Below are 22995 nucleotides of genomic sequence, written 5' to 3' on the forward strand. Positions count from 1 at the left end.
GCATGTTTGACGCCGCCCCCATAAAAAAAGTCTCGGTGGTTATTCCTGTCTATAACGAACAGGAAAGCCTGCCGGAATTAATAAGACGCACCACCACCGCCTGCGAGAGCCTGGGCAAAGCGTGGGAGATTTTATTGATAGATGATGGTAGCAGCGATAGCTCGGCGGAGCTGATGGTTAAGGCGTCCCAGGAGGCCGATAGCCATATCATCTCTATTTTACTCAACCGTAATTACGGTCAACATGCAGCGATTATGGCGGGGTTTAGCCATGTAAGCGGCGATCTTATCATTACGCTGGATGCCGATCTGCAAAACCCGCCGGAAGAGATCCCACGCCTGGTGGCGAAAGCCGATGAAGGGTTCGATGTGGTAGGCACCGTGCGACAGAACCGACAAGACAGCCTGTTTCGCAAATCGGCGTCAAAAATCATTAATCTGCTGATCCAGCGCACAACGGGCAAAGCGATGGGCGATTACGGCTGCATGTTACGCGCCTATCGCCGCCCTATTATCGATACTATGTTGCGCTGCCATGAACGCAGCACCTTTATCCCTATTCTGGCCAACATTTTCGCTCGTCGTGCTACCGAGATCCCGGTGCATCACGCTGAACGTGAATTTGGCGACTCTAAATACAGTTTTATGCGTCTCATTAACCTGATGTATGACCTGGTGACCTGCCTGACGACGACGCCTCTGCGCCTGTTGAGCCTGCTGGGCAGTGTTATCGCCATCGGCGGATTTAGCCTGTCGGTATTGCTTATTGTACTTCGCCTGGCGCTGGGACCGCAGTGGGCGGCGGAAGGCGTATTTATGCTCTTTGCCGTCCTGTTTACCTTCATCGGCGCGCAATTCATCGGCATGGGACTGCTGGGCGAATACATCGGTCGCATTTATAACGATGTCCGCGCCCGCCCCCGCTATTTTGTTCAACAAGTTATCTACCCGGAAAGCACGCCGTTTACTGAGGAAAGTCACCAATGAAAGCCGTTATTTTTGCCTATCACGATATGGGATGTCAGGGTGTGCAGGCCGTACTGGATGCCGGGTATGAGATTGCCGCGATTTTCACTCATGCCGACAATCCTGCGGAAAACACCTTTTTTGGCTCCGTCTCCCGGCTGGCGGCAGAATTAGGGATTCCGGTTTATGCGCCGGATAACGTAAACCATCCTATCTGGGTCGACCGCATCGCTGAACTTGCGCCGGATATTATTTTTTCGTTCTATTACCGCAACCTGTTAAGCGAAGAAATTCTGCACCTCGCCCCGGCTGGCGCGTTCAATCTGCACGGTTCTCTATTGCCTGCCTATCGTGGCCGTGCGCCGCTAAACTGGGTTCTGGTTAACGGCGAAAGCGAAACGGGCGTAACGCTGCATCGTATGGTCAAACGTGCCGACGCCGGAGAGATTGTCGCCAGTCAACGCGTTGCTATTGCGCAGGACGATGTTGCGCTTACCCTGCATCATAAGCTATGTCAGGCCGCGCGCCAGTTGCTTAATAGCATCCTGCCCACCATGAAATGCGGCGATATACCTTCTGTTCCCCAGCGAGAGTCTGACGCTACATATTATGGTCGCCGCAGGCCGGAAGATGGCCTTATCGACTGGCACAAACCGGTTTCCACGGTGCATAACCTGGTGCGGGCGGTAGCCGCCCCCTGGCCCGGCGCGTTCAGCTATAACGGCTCGCAAAAATTCACTATCTGGTCTTCCCGAATTTGTCCGGATGCGCAGGGCGCGCTTCCCGGCTCGGTAATTTCGGTCTCTCCGCTGCGGGTCGCCTGCGCCGATGGCGCGCTGGAGATTATTACCGGCCAGGCCGGAGACGGTATTACTGTACAGGGCTCGCAGCTTGCACAGACGCTTGGTCTGGTGGCGGGCGCGCGTTTGAACCGTCCACCAGCGACCAGCGGTAAACGTCGCATTCGCGTTCTCATCCTCGGCGTCAACGGTTTTATCGGCAATCATTTGACCGAACGGTTACTGAATGAAGAGAATTACGAGGTCTACGGTATGGATATCGGCAGCAACGCCATTAGCCGGTTCCTGCTCCACCCTCGCTTTCATTTCGTGGAGGGAGATATCAGCATCCACTCAGAATGGATCGAATATCATGTCAAAAAATGCGATGTCGTACTGCCGCTGGTAGCGATTGCTACCCCGATTGAATACACCCGCAACCCGCTGCGCGTCTTTGAACTTGATTTTGAAGAAAACCTGCGGATTATCCGTTATTGCGTGAAATACCGTAAACGCGTGGTTTTCCCGTCTACCTCTGAAGTGTACGGCATGTGTACGGACGCCTCTTTTGACGAGGACAAATCGAATCTGATCGTCGGGCCGGTGAATAAGCCACGCTGGATTTACTCCGTTTCCAAACAGCTTCTCGATCGGGTGATTTGGGCTTATGGCGAAAAAGAGGGATTGCGCTTCACGCTTTTCCGTCCCTTTAACTGGATGGGGCCGCGGCTGGATAGCCTGAACGCGGCGCGTATCGGCAGTTCACGCGCGATAACGCAGTTGATTCTGAACCTGGTAGAAGGGACGCCGATCAAGCTTATCGACGGTGGTCAGCAGAAGCGCTGTTTCACCGATATTCGCGATGGGATCGAAGCATTATTCCGCATTATTGTGAATGATGGCGATCGGTGCGATGGCAAAATCATTAATATCGGCAATCCTGACAACGAAGCCAGTATTCAGGAACTGGCGACGCTGTTGCTCGACAGTTTTGATAAGCATCCGCTGCGCTGCCATTTCCCACCGTTTGCCGGTTTCCAGGTCGTCGAAAGCCGTAGTTATTACGGCAAGGGTTATCAGGATGTCGCACACCGGAAACCCAGTATCGACAATGCCAGGCGCTGTCTGGGCTGGGAACCGTCTATTGCGATGCGTGATACGGTTGAAGAAACGCTGGACTTCTTCCTGCGTAGCGTCGATATCGCGGAACGCGCATCATGACGAAAGTCGGTTTACGCATTGACGTTGATACCTTGCGAGGAACGCGTGAAGGTGTTCCCCGGCTGCTGGCGACATTGCATCGCCACGGCGTTCAGGCCAGCTTTTTCTTCAGCGTCGGGCCGGACAATATGGGACGTCATCTTTGGCGTCTGATAAAACCGCGATTTTTATGGAAAATGCTACGTTCAAACGCCGCTTCGCTCTACGGTTGGGATATTCTGCTGGCCGGTACTGCCTGGCCGGGAAAAAATATCGGCAACGCCAATGCCGGGATTATTCGTGAAACGGCAACATACCATGAGACGGGACTACATGCCTGGGATCACCATGCGTGGCAGACTCACAGCGGCCACTGGAGTATCCGCCAGCTTGAAGAAGATATCGCGCGCGGCATAACGGCGCTTGAGGCCATTATCGGAAAACCCGTCACCTGCTCAGCCGCGGCCGGCTGGCGAGCGGATGGGCGCGTTGTTCGTGCGAAGGAGTCGTTCAACCTGAGGTATAACAGCGATTGCCGTGGAACCACCTTATTCCGTCCGCTACTGATGCCGGGCCAGACAGGGACGCCGCAAATCCCCGTCACCTTACCCACATGGGATGAGGTTATCGGCCCCGCCGTTCAGGCACAGTCGTTCAATACCTGGATTATCTCCCGTATGTTGCAGGACAAAGGCACGCCGGTATATACCATCCATGCGGAAGTCGAAGGTATTGTCCATCAGCCGCTGTTTGAAGATTTGCTCGTTCGTGCACGTGACGCGGGGATCACCTTTTGTCCTCTGGGCGAACTGCTGCCGACATCGCCTGAGTCTCTGCCGTTGGGGCAAATTGTACGTGGACACATCCCTGGCCGTGAAGGTTGGCTGGGGTGCCAACAGGCAGCGAGCGCCTCATGATGAAATCGATACGCTATTATCTGGCTTTCGCCGCGTTTATCGCGCTCTACTATGTTATTCCTGTCAATAGCCGCCTGCTCTGGCAGCCGGATGAAACGCGCTATGCCGAAATAAGTCGGGAGATGCTGGCGTCTGGCGACTGGATCGTGCCGCATTTTCTGGGATTACGTTATTTTGAAAAACCGATAGCCGGTTACTGGATAAACAGTCTGGGTCAGTGGCTTTTTGGCGCTACCAATTTTGGCGTGCGGGCTGGCGCTATTTTAACGACATTGCTGGCCGCAGCGCTGGTGGCGTGGCTGACGTTCCGCTTATGGCGGGATAAACGTACCGCGTTGCTCGCCTCCGTGATCTTTCTCTCCCTCTTTGCCGTTTACAGTATCGGGACGTATGCGGTACTCGACCCGATGATCGCGCTTTGGCTTACGGCCGGGATGTGTTGTTTCTGGCAGGGGATGCAGGCCACGACCCGAACGGGCAAGATTGGGATGTTTTTGCTACTGGGTGCAACCTGCGGTCTGGGTGTATTAACTAAAGGCTTCCTCGCCCTGGCCGTACCGGTGGTGAGCGTGTTGCCGTGGGTCATTGTTCAGAAACGCTGGAAGGACTTTTTGCTTTACGGCTGGCTGGCGGTCTTGAGCTGCTTTGTGGTTGTCCTTCCCTGGGCGATCGCCATTGCGCGACGCGAAGCCGATTTCTGGCATTACTTTTTCTGGGTGGAGCATATCCAGCGATTCGCCATGAGCGATGCCCAGCATAAGGCCCCTTTCTGGTACTATCTGCCGGTACTGATCGCGGGAAGTTTACCGTGGCTGGGGTTACTGCCTGGCGCGCTTAAACTAGGCTGGCGCGAGCGAAACGGCGCATTCTATTTGCTCGGATGGACGATCATGCCGCTTCTCTTTTTCAGCATTGCGAAAGGGAAACTGCCTACCTATGTTCTTTCCTGTTTCGCACCGATAGCGATACTCATGGCGCGCTTCGTCCTGCATAACGTAAAAGAAGGCGTCGCCGCGCTACGTGTCAACGGCGGGATCAACCTGGTGTTCGGGTTAGTCGGGATCGTCGCAGCGTTTGTCGTCTCCTCATGGGGCCCGCTGAAATCGCCGGTGTGGACGCATATCGAAACCTATAAAGTTTTTTGCGTCTGGGGCGTCTTTACTGTTTGGGCGTTTGTGGGCTGGTATAGCCTCTGTCATAGCCAAAAATACCTATTACCCGCGTTTTGTCCGCTGGGACTGGCGCTGCTGTTCGGCTTTTCCGTCCCCGACAGGGTGATGGAGTCCAAACAGCCACAGTTTTTTGTCGAAATGACCCAGGCGCCTTTGGCATCAAGCCGCTATATTCTTGTCGACAACGTGGGCGTCGCCGCCGGGCTGGCCTGGAGTCTGAAACGAGACGATATTATGCTCTACGGACACGCGGGCGAACTCAGGTATGGTCTTAGCTATCCTGATGTGCAGGATAAATTCGTTAAAGCCGACGATTTTAACGCCTGGCTCAACCAGCATCGTCAGGAGGGCATTATTACGCTAGTACTTTCAATAGCCAAAGATGAAGACATCAGCGCTCTTTCCCTCCCCCCTGCGGACAATATTGATTATCAGGGGCGTCTGGTGTTAATTCAGTATCGGCCTAAATGATCGGCGTCGTTCTGGTGCTTGCCAGTCTGCTCAGCGTTGGCGGTCAGCTCTGCCAGAAGCAAGCGACACGGCCATTGACGACAGGCGGACGCCGCCGCCACCTGATGCTGTGGCTGGGCCTGGCGCTGATATGCATGGGTGCAGCGATGGTGCTGTGGCTGCTGGTGCTACAAACCCTGCCGGTGGGGATTGCTTACCCGATGTTGAGTCTGAATTTTGTCTGGGTCACGTTGGCGGCATGGAAAATCTGGCATGAACAGGTTCCGCCCCGCCACTGGTTGGGCGTCGCATTGATTATCAGCGGCATTATCATTCTGGGGAGTGCGGCATAATGGGCGTAATGTGGGGACTGATAAGCGTTGCGATTGCCTCCCTCGCCCAGTTGAGTTTAGGATTCGCCATGATGCGGCTGCCATCGATAGCGCATCCACTGGCGTTTATTTCCGGACTGGGCGCATTTAATGCCGCGACCCTGGCGCTATTCGCCGGTTTGGCGGGGTATCTGGTTTCCGTCTTCTGCTGGCAGAAAACATTACACACGCTCGCGCTCAGCAAAGCCTATGCGCTACTGAGTCTCAGCTATGTGCTTGTCTGGGTAGCCTCAATGCTGTTACCCGGTTTGCAAGGCGCTTTCAGCCTAAAAGCGATGCTCGGCGTATTGTGTATTATGGCGGGGGTAATGCTGATTTTTCTGCCCGCCAGATCATGAAGGCTTGCGCGTCAACCGCTGCCATTCGTCGCAGGAATAACAGCGTGCATCAACGATTTTTAAGGTCTGGTGTTTTTCCCGATTAATACAATACTGCGCATCCTGTAAAGGCGACAGGATATCGCCGGGACTCAGTAATATCATGGAATTCGCCTCGGCGATCATTTTTAGCGAACCGCCGCTATCGCACAGCACCAGAACATGGCACGCCCTCTTTTTGACATAATGCGATTTCTTAACCAACCATTCCATAGCGCCCCCGTTTCACGCTGATTGTTCATAACACGTTACACATCAACGGATAAACAAAACGGCAATAGCGATGGAATGGTTGTATATTAACCTAACATTAATTTTTACAGCTCTCACACACCCACTGCTGGAGCGCACGGCGAGATATTTTAATCCCTCCGTTTTTCAGTTCTGACGGCAGCGTCAACCAGCGAACCGGCTGTTGAAAACGCGCCAGCTTATCACGGACCCATTCAGCGAGGTTCACGTCTCCGGCCTGCGATGCATACTCCACAACCGCAACGGGACGATGACCAAACTCTTTATCTTCTACCGGCACGACGAAGGCTTGTTGCACCAGCGGATGCGCGTTAATAACGCGTTCGACTTCCTCCGGCTGAATGCCTTCGCCGCCGCTAAAGAACAGGTTGTCCAGCCGCCCGGCGATGGTTAGCCTGCCGTGGTTCAGCTCGCCGCGATCGCGCGTGGCAAACCAGCCCTCGTCATTAACCAGCGGGATCAGTTTGCCATCACGCCAGTAACCTTCCGCCATACTGGCGGCGCGCAGCCAGACTTCATTATCGACGATCCTGATCTCTCTTCCGGGGAGCGGCGCGCCAACATCATCCGAACCATCGGCCTCTTTGGCGCATACCGTAGACGCGAACTCCGTGAGCCCATACCCGCACCAGCAACGAATCCCTTGTTTGCTGGCCTGGTCGGTGAGTTCAACCGGAATCACCGCGCCGCCGAGCAAAACGGCTTTCAGCGTCACCGCCGCCCGATTCGCCAGCAGCCGCCATAGCTGCGTCGGCACCAGCGAAGCATGAGTACACCCTGCCAGCATCTGCTCCAGCGGTTGCTTATCGCGTACCGTCATGCGCGCCCCGGCGAAGAGCCAACGCCACATAATACCCTGCCCGGATACATGAAACAGCGGCAGCGATAGCAGCCAGTCATCCTGAGGGCCAAACGGCATTAGCGAAAGCACTCCCTGCGCGCTGGCAAGATGCGCCTGGCACGTATGTACAGCCGCTTTTGGCAATCCTGTGGAACCCGATGTCAGCGTCATGGAAACCAGACGCTGCGATTGCCAGGCCACGGCATACGCCGCTGTGCTATTTTGTATCTGCAACGCGGTTAACCCGGAAAATACGTTTTCGCCTTCCAGTGTCAGCGCAAAACGCAGCGTTAACTTCGGCACCAGCGCCTCCAGCAACGTCTGGGGCAACTGCGGGTTGACGGGCAGAACCCGCGCGCCGCACTGCATCAGCGCAAGCCATGCCAACAGAGTGCGCGGCTGATTCCCGGCGCGCAGCAGGACACCATCGCCCTCCCGTACGCCCTGCGCGGCAAACCCATCCGCCAGCGCATCAATACGCTCACAGAGGGCGCGCCAGCTTAGCACTTCATCGTTCAGGCGCAGAGCGGGCGCCTGACTGCGAACCTGACGCCAGTGGCGCCACGGCCAGTCCGTGAATGTCATAACAGTCGTTCCAGCTCATCACGCTTCAGACAAGGCAACGCGCTACCGGGCCAGGGACGAACCTGTTGCGCCTGCATCAGATGCAAGGTATCCAGTCCGGGCAGCGTTCCCGGCGTCAACCAGGCGGCAATCCGCGCCAGTTGCGTCAGGCCGAGGCTGGACTCGATCGAAGAGCTGATGACCGCCGTCAGTCCCAACGCATGGGCGGTAGCGACTTGCTCACGCACTTTATCAAGCGATCCGGTCAGCGTAGGTTTGATAACCACAGCCTTGACGCCCTCTTCGGCTTCAAAGGTGAAATCCGCTTCGCGCAGACTTTCGTCCCAGGCAATCGCGATGCCGGTTTCACGGGCAAAGGCGCGGGAATCATCCCGCGTCTTACATGGTTCTTCGAGAAAGGCGATACGAGCGCGGTAGTCCGGATTAACATACTTTGCGAACTGTTGGGCTTTTAGCGGCGTCCAGGCGCGATTCGCATCCAGACGCAGATGCAGATCCGGGATCGCCTCCAGCAGCAAATTAACCACCATGCCGTCACGTACCGCTTCATAGAGACCCACTTTGACCTTAGCGATTTTCTCGCCGGGCATATCGGCAAGCCGTAGCACCAAATCGTCAGGATCGCCAGTGCATAACGGCGCGGCGCGATAGTCCGCCGCCTCCGGCAAGACGCCAGTCAGTTCCGCCAGCGCGCAGCTTGCACCAAACGCGACCGAAGGCATCTCCGGTAATCCCTCGCTCCCCTGAAGCCAGTCGTTCACCCATGTCAGGAGCGCCGTCTGCGCCTCTTCCCACGTTTCCTGACTGAACCCCGGCAGCGGAGAGATCTCTCCCCACCCTTCACGCTCGCCGTCACGCAGACAAACATACAGCCCGTCGCGAGTTTTTAACCGCCTGTCGCGCAGAACCACCCCCGCGTCCATGGGGATCTGCCAGCGGTATACCTGCGCGCTACGCATTATGGGTTCCGTTTGAATTTGCTGAAGTCAGGCTGACGCTTCTGGTTAAAGGCGTTACGGCCTTCCTGCCCTTCTTCGGTCATGTAGAACAGCATGGTAGCGTTGCCCGCCAGCTCCTGTAGACCCGCCTGACCGTCACAATCGGCATTCAGCGCCGCTTTCAGGCAACGCAGCGCCATCGGACTGTTTTGCAACATTTCGCGGCACCAGCGCACGGTCTCTTTTTCCAGATCCGCCAGCGGAACCACGGTGTTGACCAGGCCCATATCCAGCGCCTGTTGCGCATCGTACTGGCGGCACAGGAACCAGATTTCACGCGCTTTCTTCTGACCAACGATACGCGCCATATATGAAGCGCCCCAGCCGCCGTCAAAGGAGCCGACTTTCGGACCGGTCTGGCCGAAGATGGCGTTTTCCGCCGCGATGGTCAGGTCGCACATCATGTGCAGCACATGACCACCGCCGATGGAATACCCCGCGACCATCGCGACAACCGGTTTTGGACAGGTGCGAATCTGGCGCTGGAAATCCAGCACGTTCAGGTGATGCACGCCGGAGTCATCCTGATAACCGCCGTAATCGCCGCGCACCTTCTGGTCGCCGCCCGCGCAAAACGCTTTATCGCCTTCGCCGGTCAGAATAATCACGCCCACGTTGTCGTCGTAACGGGCATCCGCCAGCGCCTGAATCATCTCTTTGACGGTCAACGGACGAAATGCATTGCGCACCTGCGGACGATTAATAGTGATTTTTGCAATACCGTCGGTGGATTTTTCATAACGAATGTCGGTGTAACCCTCCGAGCAGTCGTGCCATTCTACCGGTGCGTAAAGCATTGTTTCATCAGGATAGATCATAGTGTGTCCTTTAGTCAGAGACGCAGAATCTGAGCCAGACTGTCTACCACGCCAGCGGGGTTTTCCCGATGCGCGTTGTGTCCGGCGTTACGAATAACATGGCATGTCGCCGCCACTTCCTGCGCCAGGGCGCGGAATTTGCTGTCGCGTTCGCCACATAAATAATAAAACGGAAATGCCAGCGCGTTGAGCGCCTCGCGTAAATCCGGCTGGGCGGCAAGCGATGTCGCCTCCAGCATCGCAGCCAGCGTTTCGCCGTTATTCTGGCTACGCAGCGCCGTCAGCGCCTGCCTTTGCTGCGCCGTCAGCGAGGCGAACACCGGCTGCTGATACCAGTCGTGAAAAACCTCAGTCAGGGGTTCACGACGAAAACGCTCTGCCCAGCGCCCGTCGGACAATCGTCTTTCAGCGCGCGCCTGTTCATTTTGCAGCCCCGGATGACCGCCTTCGACCACCAGGCCGCACAGGCCTGGTATTCCCTGGCAGGCTGCCATCATCGCCACCCGGCCTCCAAGAGAGTATCCCACCAACCAGAACTTTAGTATGTTGTAACTAATTAACGTAGCGCGCAGTAATCTGATGACATCGGCAAATCCGCCGACCGGAATAGCCGCAGATCCGCCATGTCCCGGTAAGTCAATATAGAGCCGCGAACAGCCGTGAAACTGTTCGCCAACCGGCTGCCATTCACGGCAATCGCCAGAAAAACCGTGCAGGAAAACCAGCGAGGGCGCCCCAGGCTGTCCGGGCATGTGCTGCGCGTGCAACATCATAGATGGCTTACCTGAGCCAAAAGTTGCTGCAACGTCTGCGCGCCGTCCGTATCGTTTACCACCAGCTCAATCACCGTCGTCGCCGGGGTTCGCCACGCGCCAGCCAGCGCAGACTCCAGTTCTTCCCAGTTTTCCGGGCGATGATAGCGCAGGTTAAACATGGCGGCCGCATGGTCAAAATGGACGTTTTGCGGCATCAAATAAAAGCGCTCACGTTTGCTTTGCGGCGTCGGCAGCAGGGAAAAGATCTGCCCGCCGTTATTGTTGACCACAATCAACACAAACGGCGCGGATACCTGACGTAGTAACGCCAGCGCGTTAAGATCGTACAGCGCGGATAAATCGCCGACGATAGCCAGCGTCGATTTGGCGCTGGCGCGCTGCACGCCCGCCGCTGTGGAAAGCAGGCCGTCAATGCCGCTCGCCCCGCGATTGCTGTATACCGGATAGCCAGCCGGCAACTGCGACAGCGCGTCGATCAGACGCACCACCAGACTATTGCCCACGAACAATTGCCCCTGCTCCGGCAGATAGTCGCGGATACGGTGCGCCAGCTGTGCTTCGCCAAAGGTGTCTCGCTGCGCGACCACCCGTTGCCACGCCAGTTCCGCCAGACGCGGGATCTCTACACACCACGGTTTACGTTTTTCCGCCGGATGCATCTCCAGCCAGTCGGCGATTTTCGCTATCAGTCTGCGTCCACGATGGTGCGCCGGGTCCAGACGACCTTCAATATTGTCGATTACCCAATACTCTTCCGGCTCGCAGGTTGCCTGCCATTGCAGTAAGCGTTTTCCGGTAAGGCTACTGCCAAGCTGGACGACAATTTGCGCCTGCTGCAGTTCGGTCACCGCTTTGGCGTTGCCGAGCCACAGGTCGGCGCACGGCAGCGGCTGCCCGGTTTGCGACAATACGTCGCCAATTAATGGCCATCCCAGAGTTTGCGCCCACTGCGCCACTTTTTTGCCTTCTTCCGCGCTCATACGCCCGGCGACGACGACGCCGCGTTTTTGTCGCCAGAAGAACCAGTCGCGCTGTTTGTCGCTTGCCAGTCGACGCGCTTCGCGCAGCCAGGGTTTTTCATCCTGCCACCAGTCGCCGAGACGCTGCTGCCAGACCAGGCCGGTGTCATTCATATCGCCATACAGCGGTTCGGCAAAAGGACAGTTAATGTGCAGAGCGCCCGCATGAAGCATGGCGAGCGCATTATCGATGGTCGACACCAGCCAGCGCGCCGGAATATCCTGCGTGGGACGCGGCAACGACAGAGTTTGGGAGGGGTGCGAGGAAAACATCCCCGCCTGACGGATCGCCTGGTTGGCGCCGCAGTCAATCAGCTCCGGCGGGCGATCGGCGGTAAGTAAAATAAGCTTCTCGCCCGTCAGCCCCGCCTCAATCAAGGCCGGATAGAGGTTCGCCACGGCGGTACCTGAAGTGACAATAACGGCAACAGGCTGTTGGCTGACTTTCGCCAGCCCTAACGCCAGATGACCAAGCCCACGCTCATCAAAGTGCGTATGGTGAATAAAAGCAGGATTCTCTGCCGCCGCCAACGTGAGCGGCGTGGAACGGGAACCAGGGGCGATACAAACATGCCTGACGCCATGACGGGTTAAGGCTTCCAGGATGACCGCCGCCCAGCGCCGGTTAAATGCACTTACTGACATGAGTTTGTCCGGTATCAATCATTGGGACTAAGTATAAAGAGCTGCAAAAATGGATTATTGATATGGGTCGGGAATATGTGACTCATTACACATCCATCTGCAATAAGGTACGTAACCCGGCCGCTTTATTATCTATTTCCTGCCATTCCTGTTCCGGATCGGAGCCGCGGACGATTCCCGCGCCGGCATACAATCGCACCACATTGGCCGTCACTTTGGCTGAACGTAACGTCACGCAAAACTCACTTTGCCGCGTGGAGAGATAGCCTGCCGACCCGGCATACCATTCACGTTCGAACGGCTCATGTTGTTCTATAAAACAACGCGCGGGTTCACGAGGGATCCCCGCGACCGCTGCGGTAGGCTGTAACTGGTGCAGGCAGAGCGTGTCGTCCGCCTGATTAAGCGCCGTCCAGATACAGCGGCGCAAATGCTGTACCTTGCGCAGTCTGAGCACCTGCGGCGGCAGCACATCCAGCGAGTGGGTGCAGTTTTGCAGTCGCTGGCAGATGTCTTCGACAACCAGCATATTTTCTCGCTGGTTTTTATCGTCTTTCATTAACCATTCGCCAAGCTGCCAGGCTTTATGGTTATCCGGATGGTTCGCCACCGTCCCGGCCAGCGCTTCGGTACGTAGCGCCGTTTCACGCCGCCGCCAGAGCCGCTCCGGCGATGATCCCAGAAAGGCGGTATCGGCGGAAAAGGCCATAAAAAAGTGGTAGCAGTTGAGATTTAAACGACGACTGGACGCCATCATCGCGGCGGCATTGACCGGACGGGAGAATTGTAAGTCGGTGGCCCGCGCCAGCACAACTTTATCAAACGCCTCTTGCGCAATGGTGTGGGTGGCCTGCTGAATCAGCTTCACCCAACCGTCTTTGTCCGGCCAGTGCTGTTCGCTCGTGAGCGAAAGGCGCAGCGCCGGAACAGGCTTAATACCGACCAGAGAAGCGAGAAACGCTTTCGCCTGGCGCGCATCATCGCGTAGCGAAACGTCACTGTGCAGATGTAAGCGTAAGGTCGCCGTACCACCGCTACGTCGCCACTCCAGCCGCGGCAGCAATAAGTAGCCCTCTTTCGGCTCGAACGCATTCAGCCCCCAAATACGCAGGTCAGGCTGCGCGTGCTGACGTAAAAACCGTTGCGCCAGATCGAGCGATGAAAAGACGGTGACTGCCCCGAGAACGGCAGCTTCTTCGTCGCCATTGCGCTGTTGCCAGTAGAATTGCGGAAAGGATGACTGGCTGGCCAGCCAGCTCAATGCATCGAAGGCATCGTTTAAAGGGAAAGGCGCATCGAAAACGCAAAGCCCTGGCGTCGCCGGTATCTCTTGCGATAGCTGACGCGTCAGATTTTCCAGCGCAGTAGTAATAGAATGCACGCGGACCCTCCCTGTTAAAAACCCCACATTATACGGGGTACTGCCCTAAAAAAGCAGTACCTCATTTAGGGAGGGTTGCAATTCTGTTCAGTGGGGGGATTTAGCGCCGCGCCAGCAGCAGTCCAAGTACCAGTCCTACCGCCGCGCCTACGCCAATACCCTGCCAGGGTTTTTCATGAACGTAGTCATCCGCTTTATAAACGGCCTGCTTTGCCCGGTAATAATAGCTATCCGACGCATGGCTTACGCGGTTTTTCACCTCTTCCAGCGCTTGTTCCGCGCGGGCTTTCAGCTCAATGTATTTTTGATCGGCGGGATCGCCTGAGGAACGTAAAACCTCTTCCAGCGTTTCGCTGAGCAAAGTCAGATCATCATCAACACGTGATTCACCAAATTGATATGACATTCTCATTCTCCGTTGTGTTAACACCTGCTCCTAACTATAGTCAACGGTTTCGGTTTATGCCTGATGAACCTCCCGCGCCATTCCCCGGTGCGGAATGCCATCTTCGTCATAAACATCGGTGACCGGAATAAAACCAAACCGCGCGTAAAAAGGTTGCAGATGCGCCTGCGCCCCCAGATATAGCGGCTTATCCGGCCAGTGCCGCCCACAAGATTCCAGCGTTTTCGCCATTAATTGCTGGCCCAGTTTCGCCCCTCGCCAGGCATCGCTGACGATCACCCGGCCAATGACAACCGGGTCTGATTCGTTATCGCTTTTCAGAATCCTCGCATACGCCACCAGCTCATCCTGACGCCAGCCCAGAATATGCCGATTGTCGCCGACTAAATCATCGCCATCCACATCCAGGTAAGGACAGCGCTGTTCTACCACAAAGACCGCGCAGCGCAATTTGAGTAACGCGTAAAGTTGAGGAACGGTAAGTTCGCTATGGTGGAGATCCTGCCAGTCAATCATGATGCGCTCCTGTGTTGTGGTAATCTTGGGTTAAACGATAACCAAACGTGTATGGACAAGATGGAATTAATTTTTTTAGGTACGTCCGCAGGCGTTCCCACGCGCTCACGCAATGTAACGGCAATTTTATTACATCTGCAACATCCAACGCAGCCGGGAGTATGGCTTTTTGATTGCGGCGAAGGGACACAGCATCAAATGCTTAATACCGCGTTTCATCCCGGTAAGCTTGAGCGCATTTTTATCAGCCATCTTCACGGAGATCATCTGTTTGGCCTGCCGGGTCTGCTATGCAGCCGGTCGATGGCGGGGAATCCCCATCCGCTAACCGTATACGGGCCTCAAGGCGTGCGTGAGTTTATTGCAACCACACTGCGCCTTAGCGGTTCATGGACCGATTTTCCGTTGCAAATTGAAGAAATTAGCGCAGGCGATATTCTTGACGACGGTCTGCGTAAAGTGACCGCGTTCAGGCTGGAGCATCCACTGGAGTGCTACGGATATCGCGTTGTTGAACATGACAAGCCTGGCGCGCTGAATGCCAGGGCGTTAAAAGCCGCAGGCGTTACGCCCGGCCCGCTGTTTCAGGCGTTGAAGGCAGGAAAAACCGTCACGCTTGCCGATGGAAGGCAGATCAATGGCGCCGACTACCTTGCTCCCGCCGTGGCCGGGAAATCAGTGGCGATTTTCGGCGATACCGCGCCCTGCGAGGCCGCCCTCGCGCTGGCGCAAGGCGTGGATGTGATGGTACATGAAACCACGCTGGATGCGTCAATGGAGGAGAAAGCCAACGCTCGCGGACACAGCTCCACCCGTCAAACCGCGACGCTGGCGCGGAAAGCTGACGTCGGTCGGCTGATCATGACCCATATTAGCTCACGCTATGACGATAAAGGCTGTCAGCGCTTACTGGCGGAATGCCGCGCTATTTTCCCGGCGACGGAGCTGGCTTACGATTTTTCTGTTTTCCCGGTTTAGCGCTCCATTTTTTGTCCTCATTGCCGATAACACTAAAAAAGGCAGGCTTTCATAATGAGGTGAGGATGGACAATTTTCAGAAAGATATTGATGACAGGGCCAATTTAACCCTGTCAAACCGTTTTGAGCTGCTGTTATTCCGTCTTGGTACATCGCTGCATGAACAGAAGTCAGAGCTGTTCGGCATCAATGTATTTAAGCTGCGCGAAATCGTACCGATGCCCGCCTTTACGCGCCCGGCAGGCATGAAAGCGCCGCTATTGGGCATGGTCAATATTCGGGATCAGGTCATTCCGGTGATTGATTTGCCAGCGGTAGCGGGCTGCAAGCCGGAAACCGGGCTGAGTATTTTGCTGATCACCGAATATGCGCGCAGCGTACAGGCATTTGCCGTCGAGTCGGTAGAAAATATTATGCGTCTTGACTGGCAGCAGGTGCATACCGCCGAGAAAGCCGTCAACGGTCGCTACATCACCAGTATTGCCTGCCTGGATGACAACAAAGAAACCAACAACCTGGCGCTGGTGCTCGACGTTGAGCAGATCCTTTATGATATTGTCCCCTCCAGCCACGATCTGCGCGCCACCAATCTGAAGACCAATAAATTTTATATTACCCCAGGCGCGGTAGCCATTGTGGCGGAAGACTCCAAAGTCGCCCGCGCGATGCTGGAAAAAGGGCTGAACGCAATGGGAATTCCTCATCAGATGCATGTGACCGGCAAGGATGCATGGGAGAGAATCCAGCAACTGGCGCAGGAAGCGGAGGCCGAAGGTAAGCCAATTAGCGAGAAAATCGCGCTGGTCCTGACAGATCTTGAGATGCCGGAGATGGATGGCTTTACGTTAACGCGTAAAATTAAAACCGATGAACGGCTGAAAAAGATCCCGGTCGTTATTCACTCTTCCCTTTCCGGCAGCGCCAACGAAGATCATGTGCGTAAGGTAAAGGCCGACGGCTACGTCGCCAAATTTGAAATCAATGAACTCTCTTCAGTGATACAGGAAGTGATGGAGCGCGCGGCGCAAAACGTCAGCGGCCCGTTGGTAAGCCGGCAGTTGCTAAGTTAAATTCCGGTCGCTGAGACCTTACCTGCCGGATGGCGGCGCAAGCGCCTTATCCGGCCTACAATCCATAGTTATTTCAACGCATTACATCAGATAATAAAAAACCCGCTTCGTGAAGCGGGTTTTTCGTTTTTACTTATTGCTTACATCAACGGCGTCGCTAACTGCACAAGGCTAATCAGCGGCTGCGGCCAGACGCCCAGTACCAACACCAGCAACGCGGAGATCAGCACCACGATCCCACCCGCGCTGTACTGCCAGTTTGTCGGCGCGTCGCGTCCCGGTTGCTGCGGCGCGTGCAGGTAGAGACTCACCGCAACACGCAGGTAGTAGTACAAACCAATCGCGGAACCCACCACCACGGCGGCGACCAGCCACCACAGGCTGGCCTGAACGCCGACCGCCAGCACGTAGAATTTGCCGATAAAGCCCAGCGTCATCGGGATACCTGCCAGCGACAGCATCATCACCGTCATCACCGCGGCAAGAACCGGACGGTGCCAGAACAGACCACGGTAAGAGTACAGGGAATCGGCATCCGGGCCGCGGAACGGGCTGGACATCAGGCTAACCACGCCAAACGCACCGAGGCTGCTGAACAGATAACCGGCCAGATAAACGCCTACCGCTTCCATCGACATCTCGCCGCTCTGCAGGGCAATCAGCGCCACCAGCAGATAGCCGAGGTGAGAGATAGAAGAGTAACCGAGCAGACGTTTGATGTTGGTCTGGCTCAGCGCCATCAGGTTACCGAAGATGATAGAGGCAAAGGCGATAATGCCCAGCACCACGCGTACCGCTTCGCTGTCGCCTACCGGCGCATAGAGGAACAGACGCATCACCACGCCGAAGATAGCGATTTTGCTCGCCGTCGCCAGGAAGGTGGAAACCGGCGCAGGCGCGCCCTGGTAAACGTCTGGCGTCCACAGGTGAAACGGCACCAGAGAGAGTTTAAAGCCCAGACCGACAATCATCAGGCCAAAGCCCGCCAGCAGCAACGGCTCGTGCAGCATACCATCACCGAGGCTCTTACCGAGCGCTTCGAAAGACAGGTTGCCGGACTGCGCATAGACCAGCGCCATCCCGAACAGCAGGAAAGACGAGGCGGCGGCGGAGAGGATGGTGTATTTGATACTGGCTTCCAGCGAGCGCTTCTGGCGGAAAGCATAACCAATCAGGCCGAACAGCGGCAGCGAGATCAGTTCAATACCAAGGAACAGCGCCGCCAGGTGGTTGGCGTTCGCCAGCAGAATTCCCCCCAGGCTGGCGATTAACACCAGCAGGTAGAACTCTTCCTGGTTATCGTTATAGCCTTCCAGCCACGGGTAGGCAAAGGTGCAGGTGGCGAGGCTCGCCAGCAGCACCAGCCCGGTGTAGAGCATCGCAAAGCCGTCAACGCGCATCAGCGGCGTGACGTCCATTGCCCCGGCCTGGCCGACAAACCAAAGCGAAACCAGAGCAGCGTTAAGCCCAATGACCGACAGCGTGGCATTGAGGAAGTGATTGCGTCGCCACGCAATGGAGAGCATCACAACCACCACCGTCAAGCCGACGATCAGCAGCGGTAGCAGCGCAATCAGGTGTTGTGGAGTTATTGTCATGGCGATTTACGGCCTTGTAGTAGTAACAGAATTAACAAACCACTGCTGGATGTTGCTCATCGCAGAATGCGAGGTATCCAGAATCGGCTGCGGATAGAAGCCAAGCAGTACCAGAAGCACCACCAGCAACAGAATGATAAACAGCTCGCGCAGCGACATCCCTGGCAGTTCCTGGCTGGCAATCTGGCTCTTCGCTTTACCAAAGTAAGCGCGATGCAGCATCGCCAGCGAGTATACAGAGGCGAATACCAACCCAAAGGTGGAGATAACGGTAATCACCGGCACCACCTGGTAGCTGCCGAACAGAATCATAAATTCGCCGACAAAGTTACCGGTGCCCGGCATCCCGAGCGTCGCCACCGCAAAGAACATGGAGAGCGCAGGCAACCACTTCATCTTGCCCCACAGGCCGCCCATCATACGCATGTCACGCGTATGCAGACGTTCGTACAACTGGCCACACAGAATGAACAGACCGGCTGCGGACAAACCGTGCGCAATCATCTGAATCACCGCGCCCTGGTACGCCAGTTGGCTGCCGGTGTAGATAGCGATCAGCACGAAGCCCATATGCGAAACGGAGGTATAGGCAATCAGGCGCTTGATGTCGTATTGGGTAAAGGCCATCCACGCGCCGTAGAAAATGCCGATAACGCCCAGCCACATGGCGATCGGCGCAAACTCCGCCGACGCGTTCGGGAACAATGGCAGGGAGAAACGCAGCAGACCGTAAGCGGCGGTTTTCAGCAAGATACCGGCCAGGTCGACGGAACCGGCGGTCGGCGCCTGGGAGTGCGCATCTGGCAGCCAGCCATGCAGCGGCACCACCGGCATTTTCACCGCGAAGGCGATGAAGAAGCCCAGCATCAGCAGATATTCCACACCGTGGGACATCGGCGTGTTCAGCAGCTCTTCATAGTTGAAAGTCCACACGCCGGTCGCGTTGTAGTGCACAAAGACCAGCGCCAGGATGGCAATCAACATCACCAGACCACTCGCCTGGGTATAAATGAAGAACTTGGTTGCCGCCGTGATACGCGTTTTCCCGTCAGAAGCTTTATGCCCCCACAGCGCTATCAGGAAGTACATCGGCACCAGCATCATTTCCCAGAAGAAGAAGAACAGGAACATGTCGATGGCCAGGAACACGCCGATAACGCCGCCTAAGATCCACATCAGGTTCAGGTGGAAGAAGCCCTGATATTTTTCGATTTCTCGCCAGGAGCAAAGCACCGCCAGAACGCCGAGCAGGCCGGTCAGCACCACCATTAGCAGCGACAGTCCGTCGAGCGCCAGATGGATAGAGATGCCAAAACGCGGGATCCACGGCAGGACAAATTCAGATTGCCACTGTGGAATACCGGCGGATTGCGTCAGTGAGTAGCCGCCCTGCAACCACAATTGCAGACCGAGCGCCAGCGTCAGCCCCATGGTAATCAGCGCTATCCAGCGCGGCACCTTCACGCCAAAGCGTTCGGTCTGCCAGCACAGAAAGCCGCCGATAAAGGGAATCAATATTAGCCAGGGTAGTAACATGGCGATTTTTATTCCTTTTTAAGGCCTCTGACAGAGGCCTGATTTTCAACGAATTTGGATAAAATTCACTTTACGATCAACGCAGTGCCATCAGCAGCGCCAGCACCACAACCGCGCCGATGCTCATGGATGCCACATACCAGCGCAAATAACCGTTCTCGCTCAGTACCAGGCCTTTGCCTGCAAAACGGGAAAGGATAGCCGGAATGTTCATCAACGCATTAAGCGGGTCGCGCTTCAGCAGCCAGGCGATACCGAGGAATGGCTTGACGAATACTTTGTCGTACAGCCAGTCAAAGCCCCAGGCGTTATACCACCAGGTCCCCAGCAGACGGCCCGGCGCGCTGTTGGCGATCGACGTCACCAGCGTGCGTTTACCCAGCCACAGCCATGCGGCAATCAGGATGCCGGCAATCGCCACTACGCCAGAGGTAATTTCCAGCGTCATGACGCGACCATGCGCCAGTTCAGTTGTCTGCGGCAGCACCCCCTGCAATGGCGGCACAATCAGCGCGCCAACAAAGGTAGACAGAATCATCAGGACAATCAGCGGCAGATGGTGGGTAATCCCCTTCCCTGCATGAGCGTGAATTTGTTCTTTACCGTGGAAGACGATGAAAATCATCCGGAAGGTGTACAGGGAGGTCATGAACGCGCCGACCAGACCCGCCACCATCAGATTGATATGACCGTTCGCCATCGCCCCGGCCAGGATCTCATCCTTACTGAAGAAGCCCGCAGTGACCAGCGGCAGCGCCGACAGCGCCGCGCCCCCCACCAGGAAGCAGGCATACACCAGCGGAATGGACTTACGCAGACCGCCCATCTTAAAGATGTTCTGTTCGTGATGGCAGGCCAGAATTACCGAGCCGGACGCCAGGAACAGCAGCGCTTTAAAGAAGGCGTGCGTCATCAGGTGGAAAATTGCCGCATCCCACGCCTGTACGCCCAGCGCCAGGAACATGTAGCCAATCTGGCTCATGGTGGAATAGGCCAGCACGCGTTTGATGTCGGTCTGCACCAGCGCGGCGAAACCCGCCATGACCAACGTAATCGCCCCGATAATGCCCACCAGATGCAGAATCTCCGGGGTCATCAGGAACAAACCATGGGTACGAGCGATCAGGTAGACACCGGCGGTCACCATGGTAGCGGCGTGGATCAGCGCGGAGACCGGCGTCGGGCCGGCCATCGCGTCGGCAAGCCAGGTCTGCAACGGAAGCTGCGCAGATTTACCGACCGCGCCGCCCAGCAGCATCAGCGTCGCCCACATCAGCATGTTGTTGCCGTCAGCAAAGTGCGCTGGCGCCAGCTCGACCATTTCGCGGAAGTTCAGCGTGCCCAGTTCGTTGTAGAGGATGAACAGCGCGAAGGCGAGGAATACGTCACCGACACGGGTCACCACGAAGGCTTTCATTGCCGCTGCGCCATTCTTCGGATCGCTGTAATAGAAGCCGATCAACAGATAAGAGCACAGGCCCACGCCTTCCCAGCCGAGGTACATCAACAGCAGGTTATCGGACAGCACCAGAACAACCATGCTGGCGATAAACAGGTTGGTATAAGCGAAGAAGCGGGAGTAACCCTCTTCTCCACGCATGTACCAGGACGCGAACATGTGGATCAGGAAGCCGACGCCGGTGACCACAGAGAGCATGGTCAGCGACAGGCCGTCCAGCACCAGGTTAAAACCGATGTTGAAGTTACCGACCGACATCCACGTCCACAGCGGCTGGCTGAACGCCTGTTTGCCGTTGGCGAAGAAATCCATCCCGACAAACGCTGTCACCAACGCCGCCAGACCAACGGAGCCCACGCCAATGGTCGCGGAGAGATTTTCCGACCAGCGTCCGCGAGAGAACGCCAGCAGTACAAAGCCAATCAATGGCAGAATAATGGTTAAGGCAAGCATGTTCATCCACGCATCTCACTTACTGAATCGATGTTCAGGTTCTGGCGACGGCGATGGAGTTGCAGCAACAGCGCAAGTCCAATACTCGCTTCCGCAGCCGCAAGGCTGATGGCGAGAATGTACATCACCTGACCATCGGTCTGGCCCCAGTAGCTCCCGGCGACCACAAAGGCCAGCGCGGAGGCGTTAATCATGATTTCCAGCCCGATCAGCATAAACAGCAGATTGCGGCGGATAACCAGACCGGTTAAACCCAGGACGAATAAAATCGCAGCGAGGATCAGTCCGTGTGTTAAGGGGATCATGCGCGCTCCTCCGTTTTTCTTTTCGCGCGGTCATCGGCGCGGTTGCTTAGCACTTCACCCGCACGCTCTTCACGCCCGACGTGGAACGCCACCACCAGGCCTGCCAGCAGCAGCATAGACGCCAGTTCGACCGCCAGAACATAAGGCCCGAACAGCGTAATGCCCACCGCTTTCGCGCTAATCGGCGTGCCGTCGATGCCCTGGTCGTTAACGCCCAGAATGGCGTACACAATGACCGCCAGCATAATGGCCGACAAAACCGCCGGACCAATCCACACCTGCGGCTTCAGCCACTGGCGTTCCTGTTCGATTTCGCTGCCGCCGAGGTTGAGCATCATCACCACGAACACAAACAGCACCATGATGGCGCCTGCGTAGACGATAATTTCCAGCGCACCGGCAAAATAAGCGCCCAGCGAAAAGAACACCCCGGAAATCGCCAGTAGCGATATCACCAGATACAACAGCGCGTGTACCGGATTGGTATGGGTGATCACTCGCAGGGTCGCGAGGATGGCTATCAGGCCACAGATATAAAAAGCGAATTCCATTGCCCTCTCCTTACGGTAACAGGCTCTTGACGTCGATAGGCTTGGCTTCGTTCTCTGCTTCGCCTTTATCTTTGCCGTCGATTGCCATACCCGCCATCCGGTAGAAGTTATATTCCGGGTATTTGCCCGGACCGGAAATCAGCAGATCCTCTTTTTCGTACACCAGATCCTGACGTTTGTATTCGCCCAGTTCGAAGTCCGGGGTCAACTGAATCGCCGTGGTCGGGCACGCTTCTTCGCACAGGCCGCAGAAGATGCAGCGTGAGAAGTTAATGCGGAAAAATTCCGGATACCAGCGGCCATCTTTGGTCTCCGCTTTTTGCAGAGAGATACAGCCTACCGGACAGGCTACCGCACACAGGTTACAGGCAACGCAGCGCTCTTCACCGTCCGGGTCGCGCGTGAGCACGATACGGCCACGGTAACGGGGCGGTAAATAGACCGGCTCTTCCGGATACATCCGCGTTTCGCGTTTGGCGAACGCATGCAGGCCGATCATCCAGATACTACGTACCTGAGTGCCGAAACCTACTAATAATTCTTTTAAGGTCATGGT

The 22995-nt window shown here is 56.2% G+C and carries 23 protein-coding genes; 8 read left to right on the forward strand and 15 right to left on the reverse strand.

Features of this window, described 5'->3' with window-relative positions; all coding sequences use genetic code 11:
- Positions 1–2 precede the first annotated feature (2 nt).
- Genes arnC through arnF form a run of 6 tightly spaced genes read left to right on the forward strand, consistent with a single transcriptional unit; the run spans position 3 to position 6213 of the window.
- Positions 3–986 (forward strand): undecaprenyl-phosphate 4-deoxy-4-formamido-L-arabinose transferase, encoded by a 984-nt coding sequence (arnC, locus tag J4645_RS16715; protein WP_000458893.1) that lies wholly within the window; start codon positions 3–5, stop codon positions 984–986.
- On the forward strand, positions 983–2965 hold the full coding sequence (gene arnA / locus J4645_RS16720; RefSeq protein WP_000648763.1) for a bifunctional UDP-4-amino-4-deoxy-L-arabinose formyltransferase/UDP-glucuronic acid oxidase ArnA: 1983 nt from the start codon (positions 983–985) through the stop codon (positions 2963–2965). The genes arnC and arnA overlap by 4 nt, the downstream gene beginning before the upstream one ends.
- A complete protein-coding gene (arnD, locus tag J4645_RS16725) occupies positions 2962–3861 on the forward strand; it encodes a 4-deoxy-4-formamido-L-arabinose-phosphoundecaprenol deformylase (RefSeq protein WP_023214988.1) in 900 nt (299 codons plus the stop codon). Before arnA ends, arnD begins: the two co-directional genes overlap by 4 nt.
- A complete protein-coding gene (arnT, locus tag J4645_RS16730; protein ID WP_000978043.1) occupies positions 3858–5504 on the forward strand; it encodes a lipid IV(A) 4-amino-4-deoxy-L-arabinosyltransferase in 1647 nt (548 codons plus the stop codon). Before arnD ends, arnT begins: the two co-directional genes overlap by 4 nt.
- Positions 5501–5836 carry a 4-amino-4-deoxy-L-arabinose-phosphoundecaprenol flippase subunit ArnE gene (arnE, locus tag J4645_RS16735; protein ID WP_000580688.1) on the forward strand — a complete coding sequence of 112 codons (336 nt, stop codon included), beginning with the start codon at positions 5501–5503 and terminating at the stop codon, positions 5834–5836. Before arnT ends, arnE begins: the two co-directional genes overlap by 4 nt.
- Positions 5836–6213, forward strand: a complete 378-nt coding sequence (gene arnF / locus J4645_RS16740) for a 4-amino-4-deoxy-L-arabinose-phosphoundecaprenol flippase subunit ArnF (protein ID WP_000538694.1) — start codon at positions 5836–5838, stop codon at positions 6211–6213. Before arnE ends, arnF begins: the two co-directional genes overlap by 1 nt.
- Here arnF and pmrD read toward each other — a convergent pair.
- The 9 genes from pmrD to J4645_RS16785 all read right to left on the reverse strand — a co-directional run bounded on the left by pmrD (position 6208) and on the right by J4645_RS16785 (position 14489).
- Entirely contained in the window at positions 6208–6465 is a 258-nt protein-coding gene (gene pmrD, locus J4645_RS16745; RefSeq protein WP_000455132.1) for a signal transduction protein PmrD, read from the reverse strand. The two genes, arnF and pmrD, sit on opposite strands and share 6 nt — an antisense overlap.
- 97 nt (positions 6466–6562) lie before the next feature.
- The gene (menE, locus tag J4645_RS16750; RefSeq protein ID WP_023214989.1) at positions 6563–7930 is read right to left on the reverse strand and encodes an o-succinylbenzoate--CoA ligase; all 1368 of its coding nucleotides are present in this window, start codon (positions 7928–7930) and stop codon (positions 6563–6565) included.
- Complete coding sequence (gene menC / locus J4645_RS16755; protein ID WP_023214990.1) at positions 7927–8889, reverse strand: o-succinylbenzoate synthase; 963 nt, start codon at positions 8887–8889, stop codon at positions 7927–7929. The genes menE and menC overlap by 4 nt, the downstream gene beginning before the upstream one ends.
- The gene (gene menB, locus J4645_RS16760; protein ID WP_000640013.1) at positions 8889–9746 is read right to left on the reverse strand and encodes a 1,4-dihydroxy-2-naphthoyl-CoA synthase; all 858 of its coding nucleotides are present in this window, start codon (positions 9744–9746) and stop codon (positions 8889–8891) included. Before menB ends, menC begins: the two co-directional genes overlap by 1 nt.
- Before the next feature lie 14 nt (positions 9747–9760).
- A complete protein-coding gene (gene menH / locus J4645_RS16765) occupies positions 9761–10519 on the reverse strand; it encodes a 2-succinyl-6-hydroxy-2,4-cyclohexadiene-1-carboxylate synthase (RefSeq protein WP_000979134.1) in 759 nt (252 codons plus the stop codon).
- Positions 10516–12186, reverse strand: coding sequence for a 2-succinyl-5-enolpyruvyl-6-hydroxy-3-cyclohexene-1-carboxylic-acid synthase (gene menD / locus J4645_RS16770; protein ID WP_000116398.1), 1671 nt, complete (start codon positions 12184–12186; stop codon positions 10516–10518). The genes menH and menD overlap by 4 nt, the downstream gene beginning before the upstream one ends.
- Before the next feature lie 85 nt (positions 12187–12271).
- Positions 12272–13567, reverse strand: coding sequence for an isochorismate synthase MenF (gene menF, locus J4645_RS16775; protein WP_023214991.1), 1296 nt, complete (start codon positions 13565–13567; stop codon positions 12272–12274).
- A 100-nt stretch (positions 13568–13667) separates the two neighbouring features.
- On the reverse strand, positions 13668–13973 hold the full coding sequence (gene elaB, locus J4645_RS16780) for a stress response protein ElaB (protein WP_001522308.1): 306 nt from the start codon (positions 13971–13973) through the stop codon (positions 13668–13670).
- 54 nt (positions 13974–14027) lie between these two features.
- The gene (locus J4645_RS16785) at positions 14028–14489 is read right to left on the reverse strand and encodes a GNAT family N-acetyltransferase (RefSeq protein ID WP_000568159.1); all 462 of its coding nucleotides are present in this window, start codon (positions 14487–14489) and stop codon (positions 14028–14030) included.
- A gap of 60 nt (positions 14490–14549) precedes the next feature.
- Here J4645_RS16785 and rbn point away from each other — a divergent pair, with 60 nt between their 5' ends.
- The gene (gene rbn, locus J4645_RS16790) at positions 14550–15467 is read left to right on the forward strand and encodes a ribonuclease BN (RefSeq protein WP_023214992.1); all 918 of its coding nucleotides are present in this window, start codon (positions 14550–14552) and stop codon (positions 15465–15467) included.
- Positions 15468–15532: 65 nt separating this feature from the next.
- A complete protein-coding gene (locus tag J4645_RS16795) occupies positions 15533–16537 on the forward strand; it encodes a chemotaxis protein (RefSeq protein ID WP_023214993.1) in 1005 nt (334 codons plus the stop codon).
- Between the two features lie 140 nt (positions 16538–16677).
- On the opposite strand, the gene nuoN is transcribed toward J4645_RS16795, so the two are convergent.
- From nuoN to nuoI, 6 genes are all read right to left on the reverse strand, one after another.
- On the reverse strand, positions 16678–18135 hold the full coding sequence (nuoN, locus tag J4645_RS16800) for an NADH-quinone oxidoreductase subunit NuoN (protein ID WP_000156669.1): 1458 nt from the start codon (positions 18133–18135) through the stop codon (positions 16678–16680).
- Positions 18136–18141: 6 nt separating this feature from the next.
- A complete protein-coding gene (nuoM, locus tag J4645_RS16805; protein ID WP_000926430.1) occupies positions 18142–19671 on the reverse strand; it encodes an NADH-quinone oxidoreductase subunit M in 1530 nt (509 codons plus the stop codon).
- Between the two features lie 76 nt (positions 19672–19747).
- Complete coding sequence (nuoL, locus tag J4645_RS16810; protein WP_001056581.1) at positions 19748–21589, reverse strand: NADH-quinone oxidoreductase subunit L; 1842 nt, start codon at positions 21587–21589, stop codon at positions 19748–19750.
- Positions 21586–21888, reverse strand: a complete 303-nt coding sequence (nuoK, locus tag J4645_RS16815; protein WP_000612687.1) for an NADH-quinone oxidoreductase subunit NuoK — start codon at positions 21886–21888, stop codon at positions 21586–21588. Before nuoK ends, nuoL begins: the two co-directional genes overlap by 4 nt.
- Positions 21885–22439, reverse strand: coding sequence for an NADH-quinone oxidoreductase subunit J (gene nuoJ, locus J4645_RS16820; RefSeq protein ID WP_000393522.1), 555 nt, complete (start codon positions 22437–22439; stop codon positions 21885–21887). The genes nuoK and nuoJ overlap by 4 nt, the downstream gene beginning before the upstream one ends.
- Before the next feature lie 10 nt (positions 22440–22449).
- The gene (nuoI, locus tag J4645_RS16825; RefSeq protein WP_000172747.1) at positions 22450–22992 is read right to left on the reverse strand and encodes an NADH-quinone oxidoreductase subunit NuoI; all 543 of its coding nucleotides are present in this window, start codon (positions 22990–22992) and stop codon (positions 22450–22452) included.
- Positions 22993–22995: the final 3 nt, after the last annotated feature.

The organism is Salmonella sp. 32082101201600294FB01SM01, assembly GCF_017572865.1.
Lineage (GTDB): Bacteria > Pseudomonadota > Gammaproteobacteria > Enterobacterales > Enterobacteriaceae > Salmonella > Salmonella enterica.

Excerpts from the sequence above, each read along its gene's own strand:
- arnC (WP_000458893.1), top strand. The coding sequence starts at position 3 with ATGTTTGACGCCGCCCCCATAAAAAAAGTCTCGGTGGTTATTCCTGTC.
- arnA (WP_000648763.1), top strand. The coding sequence starts at position 983 with ATGAAAGCCGTTATTTTTGCCTATCACGATATGGGATGTCAGGGTGTG.
- arnD (WP_023214988.1), top strand. The coding sequence starts at position 2,962 with ATGACGAAAGTCGGTTTACGCATTGACGTTGATACCTTGCGAGGAACG.
- arnT (WP_000978043.1), top strand. The coding sequence starts at position 3,858 with ATGATGAAATCGATACGCTATTATCTGGCTTTCGCCGCGTTTATCGCG.
- arnE (WP_000580688.1), top strand. The coding sequence starts at position 5,501 with ATGATCGGCGTCGTTCTGGTGCTTGCCAGTCTGCTCAGCGTTGGCGGT.
- arnF (WP_000538694.1), top strand. The coding sequence starts at position 5,836 with ATGGGCGTAATGTGGGGACTGATAAGCGTTGCGATTGCCTCCCTCGCC.
- pmrD (WP_000455132.1), bottom strand. The coding sequence starts at position 6,465 with ATGGAATGGTTGGTTAAGAAATCGCATTATGTCAAAAAGAGGGCGTGC.
- menE (WP_023214989.1), bottom strand. The coding sequence starts at position 7,930 with ATGACATTCACGGACTGGCCGTGGCGCCACTGGCGTCAGGTTCGCAGT.
- menC (WP_023214990.1), bottom strand. The coding sequence starts at position 8,889 with ATGCGTAGCGCGCAGGTATACCGCTGGCAGATCCCCATGGACGCGGGG.
- menB (WP_000640013.1), bottom strand. The coding sequence starts at position 9,746 with ATGATCTATCCTGATGAAACAATGCTTTACGCACCGGTAGAATGGCAC.
- menH (WP_000979134.1), bottom strand. The coding sequence starts at position 10,519 with ATGATGTTGCACGCGCAGCACATGCCCGGACAGCCTGGGGCGCCCTCG.
- menD (WP_000116398.1), bottom strand. The coding sequence starts at position 12,186 with ATGTCAGTAAGTGCATTTAACCGGCGCTGGGCGGCGGTCATCCTGGAA.
- elaB (WP_001522308.1), bottom strand. The coding sequence starts at position 13,973 with ATGTCATATCAATTTGGTGAATCACGTGTTGATGATGATCTGACTTTG.
- J4645_RS16785 (WP_000568159.1), bottom strand. The coding sequence starts at position 14,489 with ATGATTGACTGGCAGGATCTCCACCATAGCGAACTTACCGTTCCTCAA.
- rbn (WP_023214992.1), top strand. The coding sequence starts at position 14,550 with ATGGAATTAATTTTTTTAGGTACGTCCGCAGGCGTTCCCACGCGCTCA.
- J4645_RS16795 (WP_023214993.1), top strand. The coding sequence starts at position 15,533 with ATGGACAATTTTCAGAAAGATATTGATGACAGGGCCAATTTAACCCTG.
- nuoN (WP_000156669.1), bottom strand. The coding sequence starts at position 18,135 with ATGACAATAACTCCACAACACCTGATTGCGCTGCTACCGCTGCTGATC.
- nuoM (WP_000926430.1), bottom strand. The coding sequence starts at position 19,671 with ATGTTACTACCCTGGCTAATATTGATTCCCTTTATCGGCGGCTTTCTG.
- nuoL (WP_001056581.1), bottom strand. The coding sequence starts at position 21,589 with ATGAACATGCTTGCCTTAACCATTATTCTGCCATTGATTGGCTTTGTA.
- nuoK (WP_000612687.1), bottom strand. The coding sequence starts at position 21,888 with ATGATCCCCTTAACACACGGACTGATCCTCGCTGCGATTTTATTCGTC.
- nuoJ (WP_000393522.1), bottom strand. The coding sequence starts at position 22,439 with ATGGAATTCGCTTTTTATATCTGTGGCCTGATAGCCATCCTCGCGACC.
- nuoI (WP_000172747.1), bottom strand. The coding sequence starts at position 22,992 with ATGACCTTAAAAGAATTATTAGTAGGTTTCGGCACTCAGGTACGTAGT.